General features: G+C 70.6%; 6 protein-coding genes. All 6 read right to left on the reverse strand.

Annotation, left to right across the window (positions count from 1 at the left end; genetic code table 11):
• Positions 1-4 precede the first annotated feature (4 nt).
• The 6 genes from QIS96_RS07460 to QIS96_RS07485 all read right to left on the reverse strand — a co-directional run bounded on the left by QIS96_RS07460 (position 5) and on the right by QIS96_RS07485 (position 11,978).
• The gene (locus tag QIS96_RS07460) at positions 5-7,048 is read right to left on the reverse strand and encodes an eCIS core domain-containing protein (protein ID WP_282541614.1); all 7,044 of its coding nucleotides are present in this window, start codon (positions 7,046-7,048) and stop codon (positions 5-7) included.
• Positions 7,045-7,341, reverse strand: a complete 297-nt coding sequence (locus tag QIS96_RS07465; RefSeq protein ID WP_282541615.1) for a hypothetical protein — start codon at positions 7,339-7,341, stop codon at positions 7,045-7,047. Before QIS96_RS07465 ends, QIS96_RS07460 begins: the two co-directional genes overlap by 4 nt.
• The gene (locus tag QIS96_RS07470; protein WP_282541616.1) at positions 7,332-9,425 is read right to left on the reverse strand and encodes an ATP-binding protein; all 2,094 of its coding nucleotides are present in this window, start codon (positions 9,423-9,425) and stop codon (positions 7,332-7,334) included. The genes QIS96_RS07465 and QIS96_RS07470 overlap by 10 nt, the downstream gene beginning before the upstream one ends.
• A 36-nt stretch (positions 9,426-9,461) precedes the next feature.
• A complete protein-coding gene (locus tag QIS96_RS07475) occupies positions 9,462-10,397 on the reverse strand; it encodes a DUF4255 domain-containing protein (RefSeq protein WP_282541617.1) in 936 nt (311 codons plus the stop codon).
• A 94-nt stretch (positions 10,398-10,491) separates the two neighbouring features.
• Positions 10,492-11,241 (reverse strand): hypothetical protein, encoded by a 750-nt coding sequence (locus QIS96_RS07480; protein WP_282541618.1) that lies wholly within the window; start codon positions 11,239-11,241, stop codon positions 10,492-10,494.
• Positions 11,238-11,978, reverse strand: coding sequence for a T4 family baseplate hub assembly chaperone (locus tag QIS96_RS07485; RefSeq protein WP_282541619.1), 741 nt, complete (start codon positions 11,976-11,978; stop codon positions 11,238-11,240). Before QIS96_RS07485 ends, QIS96_RS07480 begins: the two co-directional genes overlap by 4 nt.
• Between the last annotated feature and the right edge of the window lie 30 nt (positions 11,979-12,008).

Below are 12,008 nucleotides of genomic sequence, written 5' to 3' on the forward strand. Positions count from 1 at the left end.
CACCCTAGTTCCAGCTCACTTCGCCGTCGTCGATGAGCTTCTCGTACTTATCCGCCATGGTTCCCAAGCCCGCCAAGGAGATCTTGGTGCCCTTGGCGTGATCTCGCATGACCTCTTCCAGCTGAGCCTTTCCGCCTATTTCCGTGAACGTGCCACCATCTTCTTGCATCTTCTTGCGGGCATCGACGAAGTGCTGGGCGAGGTTTGGATGCTTGCCCCCGAGGAGCCTGCCCCGGATGGTAGGACCGCCGACGCTGTTGATCGCCAGACGCGTCTTTTCGTTCTCAGCGACGGGATCAGGGCTCTGATCCCAGTACTTCATCTGACCTCTCTGCTGCCAGTCCTCCCGTCTCTTCCCTGTCCCGCCGACCTTTTCGTAACTTCCGTACTGCGCATAGATATAGCTGGGCAGGTGAGGGAAATCGGAATGCTGGAACTTCGCGCCGGTTTTGTACCAAATCAGCCTCGTCCTGTCCGGAATGGCGTCGTAGGCTTCCTGCTCGATGTTGTTCAGGAAGTTGATGTTCGACTCCGGACCCCGGGCCGGGACAAGATTGTTCCCCTTCGCCTTCCCGCCGATCCGCTCCGGCAGCAGATGCATGCGTACCCAACGAGAGCCCTCGCTCAGCCCCCGGTTCACGATGTCGGTCCAGCCGGGTGGCTGGCCCCACGCCGCCTCGCCGGCATCCTCTCCCTTTCCGCCGAACACCGTTTTGGAAGACGTGCCGAGGTACTCGTGCTCGTGATTCTCCTCCGGTCGCCGCTGATTCTCGCGCAGTGACACGTCATGGAAGGGATGGAACTTCGGTTCGGGAATGTCGAAGTAGAGCCGGTTCCTCGCCTCCTTCGCGAACTCCTTCATCTTTTGCGCGAGGTCGTACGTCTTCTTGTTGGCTTCGGTCTTTTTCTTCGCCTCATCCGTTTGCACGGGAATTCGGGCCTGGATATTCTTTGCTTCCCCGTATTTCTTGCCGGCCTCTCTCAGGTACTCCAGCTGCCGCGCCTTGTCCTTCTTGGCCTCCTGCCTCTGGAGGTCCTTGCGCCAGTCCCGCATGAACGACGGCACCTCCTGCGGCGTGCTGTGGATGTACAGCGGAGCCCGGGGACCGCGGCCGTGGAACCGCAGGGTGTGCCGTTCGCCGTCGTCGGCGTCGGTGTACCTGACCGTCGGCAGGTCAATTGCCTGCTGGGTTGCCTGGTCTTCCTCGTCCTTCCGAATCTTTTCCTTGGCCTTGTCGCTCTTCGGCCGCCCGGGTTCGTCTTTGTCCTTGCCGTCCTTGCCGTCCTTGCCGTCCTTGCCGTCGGTGTCCTTCTTGCCGTCAGTGTCCTTCTTGCCGTCAGTGTCCTTCTTGTCGTCCCGATCGGTCTTGTCCTGGTCCTTGCCCTTGTCGTCCTTGCCTGGGTCCTTCTTTGTGCTGTCCGGGTCGTCCTTCTTGCCCGGGTCCTGCTTCGGCTTGGCCGGTGGCGTCGGCTTTGTGTCCTGCTTGTCCTTGTCGGACTGCTGGTCCTTGTCCTTCGGCTTGCCGTTCTTGTCCTTCGTGGACGGCGGCGTCGGCTTCGTGGACTTGTCGCTCGGGGCGTTCTTCTTGTCGTCGGACTTGCCGTCCGTCTTATCGTTCTTGGGCGTGGGGCCCTTGGGCTTCGTCGGCTTGGGGGAGGGGGAGTCGGAGTCCTTGTCCTTCGGCTTCCCCGGTGCCTGCGTCGGCTTCTTGTCCTGGGGCTTGTCCGGGGCGTCCTTGTCCTTGGGTTTGGCCGGGCCCGGCTGGTTCTTCGGCTTTGCCGGAGGCGTCTTCGGCTTGTCCGGGCCGTCCTTGTCCTTGGGCTTGGCGGGCGCATTCCGGTCCTTCGGCTTGCCCGGCCCGTCCTTGTCCTTCGGCTTCGTCGGAGGCTGGACCTTCGCCGGAGGTGTGGCCGGCTGCGTCTGGGTCTTCGGGGGAGTCGACGAGGGGGCGTCCTTGTCGCCACCCTTGTCTCCGCCCTTGTTCCCCGCCGGCGGGTCGCCCCCGCCGTCCTTCCCCTTGTCCCCGCCGGCGCCGCCCTTGTCCTTGCCCAGCCCCGCCGCCACGCCCCTCAAGCGGCGGCCGACCTTCGACACGTACTTGCCGATTCCGCTGAGCAGCAGCTCGTACGCCATTTCCAGGAGCACCACCACGCCCGCCGCTATCGCCTTCGCGAAGAGGACGCCCGCGCCGCCCTGGCGTACCGACTTCAGCCAGGTGATGACCGCGCCGATCGCCTTCAGGATCTCGCCGAGTGAGCCGATCGCCGCCTGGATCGCCTCCAGGATCGCCGCGCCCCAACCCGCGCCCGGGATGAGTTTCGCCAGGACCTTCGTGATGACGATCTCGCCGATGATGAAGGGGAGTTGGGGGACGATCGCGTCCCAGACTTCCTTCGCGATCTTCTCTAGGGTCCACCCGCCCTTCATCAGCTTGTTCCAGACGGCCTCGGTCAGGCCCGTGATCTCCTTGACCTTGTCGTTGAACCACTGCTTGACCGCGTTCTTCACCTCGTTGAAGAGGTGGTTCTTCGCACCGTCGTACGCCGAGTTCTTCGCGCCGCTCAGCCAGCCGCCCGGGTCGGAGAGGATGTCGACCAGGATCATCATGAACTCGCCGAACGCGGAGATGAACTTCGTCGCGAAGTCGAGGACCCCCTTCAAGGCTTCCTTGCACGCCTTCAGGACGTCCAGGAGCATCTTCTTCAGCATGTTCAGGATGTCGCTGAGCAGCTTCGCTATCGACTCCAGCAGATCCTTCATGATCTGCTTCAGCGCGTTGGCGAGCCGGGTCACGAAGGCGAGCGCCGCGTTGATCAGGTCCGTGATGAACTTCCGTATACGGCGGGCGATTTCGATGACCGCCTCCACCAAGGACATGACGAACTCGATCAGGTCCTCGATGAACTTCTTGATCATCTCGACGATGCCCTCGCGGGCGGCGTTGATCCAGCCCTCGACCGTCTCCTTGAACTTCTTCAGCGCCCCGATGATCGCGTCACGGGCATCCTTGATGATCTTTACGATCTTGTCCCGCAGCGCGATGAACTGTTCCTTGATCCAGTCGAGCGCCTTGGACAGCCAGTTCTTGGAGTCGTTGGTCTTCTCGTCCTTCTTCTTCTCCGCGTCCTCCTCGGCCTTCTCGCCCTTGTCCTTGACGTCCTTGTCGCTGGTCTCCTTCTCCTTCTCGACGTCCTTGTCGGTGTCCTCCTCTTCCTTCTTGACGTCGTCGCGGACCTTCTTCTCCCGGTCCGACTTCTTCGTGCCGAGCTTCTTCAGCTCGTCGTCCTGCTCCTTGGTCCAGTCGGTGCGTTGCTTGTCGACGTCGTCGAGTACGCCTTCGCGCTTGCCCGTCTGCTCCTTGGTGTTGGACTTGACTTCCTTGTCGACCTGCCGCTTGTGCTTCTCCTCGGACTTACGGGTGTCCCGGTCCTTCTTCTCCCGGCCCTTGCCCATGTCCTGACGGCCGTCGCTCAGCGCCTTCTTGAACTGCGGCTTCCGCTCATGCTCGGCGACCTCCGAGGCCGCCTCGGGCGGTACGGCACCGGTGTTCGCGCCGCCCCCGCCGACCTTCGCCTTCCCGCCCTGCTCCTTCGGGACCTTCCCCTCGAGCCGTTCCTTCGGCGCGTCCGGATAGACCTGGTCCTCGCCCATCTTCCGGCCGGCGTCGTCCGCACCGGTCTCGGCGGCCTCCTGGCTCTTGTCGTCGGTGTTGCCGCCCTGCTCCTCGGCCTTGTCGTCGGCCTGGCCCTTCATATCGACACCGGGCGCGGTGCCGTTCTGGGCCTGCTTCATCGCCTCGTCCTTGGTGGGCATCCCGGCGAACTGCGCGGCCAGATCCTCCGCCGAACAGTCGAGGCCGATCTTCTCGCCGACCCAGCCGATCGCGTACCCGGCCATCATCCCGACCTGGTCGAAGAAGTCGGGCTCCTCCATCTCCTCGGCCTCGATCTTGCCCTCGGGCTTCTTCTCGCCCTTGACCTCGGCCTTCTCGTCCTTCGCGTCGTCGGCCTTGGCGGCCTTGTCCTGGTTGTACTCCGCGGCTTCCTCGGAGTCCGGCTTGCCGTGCTGCGTCTTCGGCGCGCCCGTGGGACGGTCCATCGCGGGAGGCTTGGACGCCAGCTGCTTGTGCTCCTTGCCGACGTCCTTGTCCACCGCCCCGCCGACGCTGTCCATCGCCTCGACGGCCTGGTGGGGCTTGAGGTTCGACGCGGTGGAGAGGCCTTCCTCCGGTGAGACTCCGGACAGGTTCGGGGCGGCCTTGGAACCCTTCTTGCCCTTGGCCGCGCCTCCCTTGGCCCCGCCACCACCACCCCCGCCCTTCGATCCCCCGCCACCGCGCCGCGGTGCAGCTGATGGGGCCTTGCCGCCGGAGGAGTCCCCGCCCCCGGATTCGGTCTTGCTCTCCGCCTTGCCCTCCGCCGTGGGCTCGGCCTTGCTTTCCTGCTGCGGCGCTTCCTCCTTCGGCTTCTCCGTACGCGGCTCCTGAGCCCGCGGGCTCGGCTTCTCCGTACGAGAGGCGGAGGACGACTCCGTACGAGAGCCCGAGCTGCCCGGACCCCCGGACTCCGATGGGGAGTTGTCCGGCGTGGTGGACTGACCGGCTGCCGACCCGGAGGAGTCGGACTCCGCCGAACCGCCGCCCGAATCGGCGCTCTGCGACGAACCCGCGTCGCTTCCGCCCTGCTCCTTCGGCCCCTTCGACTCCTGCGGGCCGGGGGATTCCTCGGCCTTCGCCGCCCCCTTCGCGCCCTCGTCGGCCGCCGCCTTGTCGCCCGCCGGGGCCTTGTCACCCTCCGCGCCGGACTTGGCCGAGTCCGCAGGGGAGTCCTTGGCCGAAGTGTCGGAACGGGACTCCGCGGAGCCCTTGTCGCCGCCGCCCGAGGCCTTGTCACCCGGCCCGCCCGCCGTGGGCGTGCCCTTCTCCTCCTTAGCGGCCTTCTCCGCCGTGTCGCCGCCCGACTCCTTCGTACGGTCCTTGGCGTCCTGGACGGTGGCCTCGGCCGCCGCCGGGCCCGCCTTCGGATCATCGCCCTGCTTCGGGTCCTTCGAGGCGACCCCGAGCCCCGGCTTCGGCTCGGACTTCTGCTCGGGGTCGAGCTCGCTCTTCTTACGGCGGGACTCCTCGGCCGCCGACTCCTCCGCGCCCGGCACCGGCGGAGAGTCGTCCGTGCCCGGGTCGTCCTTCTCCGCTGCCGCCTCCCGCTCGGCGTCCTCCTCGTCCTCCCGCTCGCGCGCCGCGTGCACCTTGTCCGCCTTGGTCGGCGGCGGGGCCTGGAAGGACGGGGTGGGTGCGGTGGCGCTCGCGGAGGACTCGTCGATCTGGTCGGACGTCGGCACGTTCGACACATCGAGGTCCTGCTCCGGCAGGAAGTCCTCAGGCCTGAGCTTGACGTCCCAGGCGCTCTCCTCACCGCCGCCGACCTCGACCTCGGAGTCTCCGCCCCGGTCCTCGGCCTCCTCGCGCTCCTCCTCGCCCAACTCGTCCTGGGCGCGCGCCCCGTCGAGCGTCCCGGACCGGCCCGGGAGCTGATCGTCCTTGCCCGCGGTCGTGGGGGAGCCCTCGTCGCGCTCGGGCGCGTCCTTCTTGGCGGCCTCGGCAGCGGCGGCGCTCTCCCGCTCTTTGGCAGCCTCCTTTTCGGCGGCGTCCCGCGCCGCCGCGTCTTCCTGCCCGGCCTGCTCCTCGGCCTTCTTCTCGGCTTCCTCGGCCCCGGCCCGGTCCCCGTCCTTCTTGTCGCCCTGCTTGCCCTTGTCCTCCTGCTGCCCCTTCTGGCCGTCCTTCTGCCCGGTCTGACCGGCGCCCTGCTTCTCGCCCTGTTTCTCGCCGGCCTTGGCCCCGGCCTGGGCTCCGTCAGTCTTGGCCCCGCCGGCCTGGGCTCCTGGCTTGCCGGATGCCTCCGCACCCGGCTTCTGCTCCGACTGCGCGGCAGGCGACGTGGGCTGCTCCCCGTCCCCCTTGGTGCTGGACGCGTCCCCACCCGTCTTCGGGTCGGACTCCTTCTCGCCCTCGGCCGCTCCGGCCTCCGCACCAGGAGTGCCGCCCTGCGGAATGGTCCCGCCCGCGTTCTCCGGCGTACTGCCCGCGGCCGGCTCGGAGTCCGAGTCCGAGCCTTCCTTCTCCGGGCCCGGAGCAGGCCCGGTCCGCTCGCTGCGCGCCTGCTCCTGCTCGGCGTCCTCCTGCTCCTTCGCGCGCTCCGCCCGTACGTCGTCGGCCGTGTCCTCCTCGACCTCGGGCGCGAGCAGTCCGCGCTGCCGTGCCGTGGCCTCGCTCTCGTCAGGGCCGTCCTCGTGGATCTCCTCGACCAGGTCCGCCACGAAGTCGTGCTCCGAGGTGAGCAGCCGGTGCTCGAGACGGTCGAGGACACGCTCCTGCAGCTCCTCCGAGAGCGCGGCGAGGGAGACGCGGACGCGCTGCGCGCTGTCCGTCGGGTCCGAGCGCAGCGACCGGATGACCGTGTTGGCGAGCCGGTCGACCACCGCGGCCGGATCCAGCTGCTCCAGGCGGCCGCGGTCGGCGTGCACGGTCGCGTACCGCATCCACGTCGGCGTGCCGGACTCCCGCTCGACCGCGGCCGGCTGCTCGCCGCGCGCCACGGCCTGGGCGCTGTCCTCAGCGGCACGCTCGGCCGCCTGGTGCGGGGCACTCACCGCGCCGAGTTCGCGCCCGGCCGTCAACGCGCCGCTGCTGTACGGCTGTTGGATCGTGTGCAGCAGCTCATGCGCAAGCAGCGCACGCCCCTGCTCCGTGCCCGGCTGGTACTTGCCCTCGCCGAAGAACACGTCCTGGCCGACCGCCACCGCGTCCGCGCCGAGGAGTCCGGTCAGCGCCCCCGCATCCCGGTCCGTGTGCAACCGCACCGCGCTCAGGTCGTGGCCGAGCTGTTCCTCCAACTCCCGGCGTACGCCCGCGTCCAGGGGCTGGCCGGCGCCGCTGACGATGTTCTTCGGCTCGGGGGCGCGGTTCTTCGCGGCGCGTTCCTTGCGCTTGCGGCGGCGTTCTGCCGCGGCCCGGTCCGCCGCCTGTGCGTCCTGGGACGCGGAGGTCGTCATCGGGTCACCTCCCCGCGCCCCGAAAGACCCGAGTGCACCGCGCGCGCCAGCTCCTGCCCGAGGCGACGCGCCGACAGGCCGGCGGGGAGTGGCGGCAGGCCGGAGAGAGCGTCCACGGACACGCCGCCCGCAGCCGCCAGCGGCACGCCGTGTTCTCGTACGAGACGGGTCAACTCCCGCTCGAACGATGCCGACACGCGGCCCGGGTCCACCCCCGGGCCGAAGCCGTCAAGGACCAACTCGCCGATGTCCAACCGGATTTCGCGCGGCTCGCTGTTCTCGTTCACACCCATCCGCGGACCTCCGTCGGCGTCAAGGAGCGTTCCAGTTTCAGGTACTCCGTACGGGCCGCGGCCAGCATGTGCCGCATCTGCAGCCGGTCGCCCTCCTCGGCGGCGAGGAACGCGCCGGACAGGGCGATGTTGCGGATCGAGCCGCCCGCGACGGTGAGTTGGGCGAGCAGCTGCGGGTCGATGCCCTTCGTCGGGGTCTGCGGCGGCAGGACGCGGCGCCAGATCTCCGCGCGCTCGTGTTCCGCCGGGAACGGGAAGTCGACGACGAAGCGGATACGGCGCATGAACGCCGTGTCGAGGGCCTTCTTCATGTTGGTGGTGAGGATCGCCAGTCCCCGGTACGCCTCCATGCGCATCAGGAGGTAGCTGACCTCCAGGTTCGCGTACCGGTCGTGGCTGTCCTTGACCTCGCTGCGCTTGCCGAACAGCGCGTCGGCCTCGTCGAACAGGAGGAGCGCGCCGCCCCGTTCGGCCGCGTCGAAGACCTTCCGCAGGTTCTTCTCGGTCTCGCCGATGTACTTCGACACGACCTGCGAGAGGTCGATGATGAAGAGGTCGAGCCCGAGCTCCTTCGCCATCACCTCGGCCGCCAGGGTCTTGCCCGTGCCCGAACCGCCCGCGAAGAGGGCCGTCACGCCGAGGCCGCGCCGCAGCGTCGCCGCGAAGCCCCACTCCTGGTGCACGGTCGCCCGCTGCCGTACGTGCGCCACGATCTCCCGCAGCACGCTCGTCTGCCGCTCGTGCAGCACCAGGTCGTCCCAGCCGGCCTCGGGCTCGATCCGGCGGCCCAGCTCGTCCATGCCGATCCGGGCCTCGTCGAGGGCGGCGTTCCAGGCGCGTCGTGCCGGGTCCAGCTCGTCGTCACCGGCAAGCCCCGGCGTGTCGCGGCTGACGGTCGACGCGGCCGTACGGACGACGTGCGGCGGCAGCTGGAACTGGGCCACCAGGGACCGCAGTTCGTGCTCGTCGATGTCCGCGACGCCCTCGAACGCCCCTGCCCACAGGCCGAGTTGCTCCTCGTCGTCCAGGCGCGGCACGCTCACCCGCGCGCCGCGCGCCCGGTCCGTCTGGCGCGGGTCGGGGCTGGACACCACCACCGGCACGGCCGCGCCCGCGAGGAACGCGTCGGTCGCCGCATGCTGGTCCCGGTCCAACTCGCCGACCTCGACGAGCAGCGCCGCGGGCAGCAGGATCGCCTCGCGCTGCCAGAGCCGGGCGAGCTTGTCGCGCTCGGCGGCGTCGGTCGGGATGTCGTCGGCGGCCATCGCGTACAGGCCGAGCCCCGACCGCGCCGCCGCCGCGGCGGCGATGTCGGCCCGGCTGCGCAGATCCCCGCCCACCAGCTCGACCAGCATCGGCGCGTCGGGCCGCGCCCCCGCTGTCCACGCACCGGAGAGCCGACTCGCGGCCAGGTCGTACGAGGGCGGCAGCGCGTCCGGCGCCGGGGCGCGGCGCAACTGGCCGTGCAGCCGGGCGTCCAGGTAGGGCGAGTCGAGGAGGAAGTGCAGGATGCGCTCGTCGAGCCGCAGCCGGGACGTCGTCAGGCGGGACTCGTCCTCCAGGTCGATGAGCCGCCAGCGGCGCAGCGGCGCTACCGGCGTGAGCGCGCTCCAGTGCGGCTCGCCGAGCGCGGCGAGCGCGAGCGAGAACGTCGGGTACGCCCGCTCCGGATCCCCGCTCGCGGCAGCGCACCGCGCGGCCGCCGTCGGCTCCAACTCCTGCGCCGCGGTGAGGAGTACGAGGTCCCGCTCGAAGGAGGACAGGCCGAAGCAGGCGGCGAGGGCGGTGAGGGGCGCGGAGGCGGCGGGAGTGGTGTCGGGGAGCGGGGCGTCGACACGCCCGTCGGCCCTGGCGCCCGCAGGCTCATCAGCCGTGGCCCCGGCCCCGGCCCCGGCCCGGGGCGCGTCGGTGTCGGTCCGGGGCGCGTCGGCCCCGGCCCCGGCGCTCCCCTCCGCTTCCGTGCCCCCGTGCCCCGCCCGCTCCGCGTGCGCGTCGACCCGTGCCAGTACGCGCGCGATCTCCGCGGCCAACGGCAGGGCGCCGCCGCGTACGCGGGCCGAGCCGTCGTTGCTGTCCGCCGCCATGTCCTCACCTGCCCCCGAATGCGCCACGCCGTCGCCTCAGCTCTCCGCGTCCGTCGCCGCGTCGCCCGTACCGCCCGAGTCCTTCGCGGGCCGCGCCGCCCGCTTGCCGCCACGGGCGGTACGGGAGGGTGTGCCCGAACTACGGGAAGGCGCGGGGGACTTGGCGGCCCGCTTGGCCGGGGTCCTCACCGGAGTCTTGGCCACAGCCTTCTCCGGGGCCTTGGCAGCCGGAGCCCTCGCCGCCTCCTGCTTCCGCGTGTCGGCCCGCGGCGGCTCGGCCTCCGGCAGGTCGACCTCGGGCGTGTTGGCCGAGGGCGTGTCGGTCGCAGAAGGTCCGGCCCCCGGCCGCTCCGGCGCCCCCGGAGCCCCGAAGGGCGCCACCCGCACCGTGTGCCGCTCCACCGGCCGCGCCGGCTGCGGGGTCTCGCGGCCCTCGATGAAGATCAGGGCCGCCTGGTACACCACGGACAGGGTGTACGGCGTCTGGTGCAGCATGCCCCAGAGCTTGGACGTCTCGTCGATGTCCATGACCGTGGGCGTGAACCGCACGCGCTGCACGGCCTCCGCCAGGTCGCTGCCCGCCAAGTACGGGCGCTCACCGGCGAGTTCGATGACGTCGGCGGGCAGTACGGGTATCTCGTGCAGGGTCCGGACCACCGAGCCGATGAGGCGCTGCCCGACGAGCTCGCTCTCCTCGCCGTACGCGCTGATCAGGAAGTGCACGTCGAGCGCGGCGGCCGGCCGCTTCAGGAGCGTGCCGTCCGAGGCGCGGCTCGGCAGGTCGTTGCTGCGCTGCGAGGTGTTGGGCGTGACCTGGTACGGGAACACCGTGATCGTCGGCTCGGTCGGCGGGTCGGCCGGCGGTTTGCGCGGCTCGACCTTGACGGCCATGTCGATCTCGGGCTGCAGGTTGGCCTCGATGAGCAGGGCGAGGGCCTGGGTGACGTGGGCGATGGCAAGTGCGTTGCTCATGGGGTCGGTTCCTCGCGTCCCTCGGGCCCTACGGATTCCACCGTGCGCGCGTGCGTCACGCCTGTGTCGTCGTGCGTCACGGGTATGTCGTCGTTCACTCGCGCCCCCGCGTCAGGTAGTCGGAGAGGCTCACGGTCGCCTCGCGCCGCTCCCGCGCGGCCGGGCGGCGGGTGGTGGACTCCCGTCCTGCGGCGGTGACTTCGAGCCGCCCGATCTGCACCTGCACGACCTGCTCCTGCGGCTGCCCCCGGCGTCGCGCACCGCTCTGCCGCACGGCTTCGCGGGCCGCCGCCGTGTCCACACCGCTCGGCCGCAGCGCCGCGACCGGACGGCCGGGCGTGCCGGTGGTGTCCCCGGCCGGGCGGAGCGCCGCCGCGGGCGTGTCGCGCTGCGCCGCGGGCGCGCTGTCGCTGTGCGTACGGCGTGTCGCGTCCGGTACGGGGCGCAGCCGGGGCACGGCGTCGGCCGCGGGCCGCAGCAGCGGGGCCGCCGGGGGAGGGGGTGGTGCCGGGCGCGGCGGCTGTGGCTGCTCGGCGGCGGGCTCGCGCTCGGTGCGCACGACGGTCCGCTCGCGTTCGGTCAGCTGCCGCACTTCGCGGACCGGCGCGCCCAACTTGCCGTCGGACACCGCTGGTTGAGGTGTGGTCGGCCAGAGCGGCGCCGTGTCCTCGGGCTCCGCCGCAGGACCCCGTACCGCTTCGACGCGCTCGAACGGCCCGGCGAGGCGCGGCTGTACGCGTACGACACCGGGGCGCGCCGGGGCGGCCGGCCGGTGCCGGGCGAGCAGCCGGTCGAGGAAGTCCGTGTGATCCGGGCCCGTCGACGGCCCGGTGGGGTCGGTCATGGCGCACACAGCTCCAGGTAGTAGCGGCGCCGCAGCGGGCTCAGCGCCAGGATCTGGGGCTCGCTCCAGCCGTAGGCGGTGGCGAGCAGATGGACGTCGAGCAGGACGTCTCGGGCCCAGGCGTCCAGTTCGGTCCACAGGTAGGAGGCGATGTCGAGTTCGGCCCGGGTGGCCGCCGCGCATTCGGGGCAGCTGATGTTGAGGCTCACGTCGGCCGCCGGGTCGGCGGCCTCGGCGGCCTCGGCGATGCGCTGTTCCAGCGCGGCGGGCAGTGCGTCGACGGCCGCGGGCTCACCGTCTCGCAGAGCCGCCGTCACGCAGGTGCGGAGCAGGGCGCGCCGCGGGTCCGGCTGCCGGGCCGCCGCCGCAAGATCGGCGACGGTCGGCAGCCGGAACTCCACCTTCCAGGCGCCCTCGGAAACGGTGAGCGCCTTGGCTTTGGCGTTTTCGGACCGGGTCAGGGAGCGTGCGAACTCCCCGGCGTCCAGCTCCAGTTCGAGGTCCTCGCCGCAGGCGGAGCAGTCGAGCCGCACCTGCATGCGGTCCCCGAACAGGGCGCGGCGCAGCGCGAACAGGTCGGCCTCGCGCTGCCCGACGGGCAGCGCGAGCAGCGCCCCGCTGTCGCCCGCGAACTCGGGGCGCGCGGCGCGGTGCAGGAGCAGGGCACGGCCGAAGCCGTCCTGCCCGAGCCCGGCCTCCCAGGTGGCCAGGAGGTCGGCGGCCTGTGTGCTCGCCATGCCCGCCCCCGTTTCCGATGCCGCGTCGCC

The sequence above is a fragment of the Streptomyces cavernicola genome, assembly GCF_029968035.1.
GTDB lineage: Bacteria > Actinomycetota > Actinomycetes > Streptomycetales > Streptomycetaceae > Streptomyces > Streptomyces cavernicola.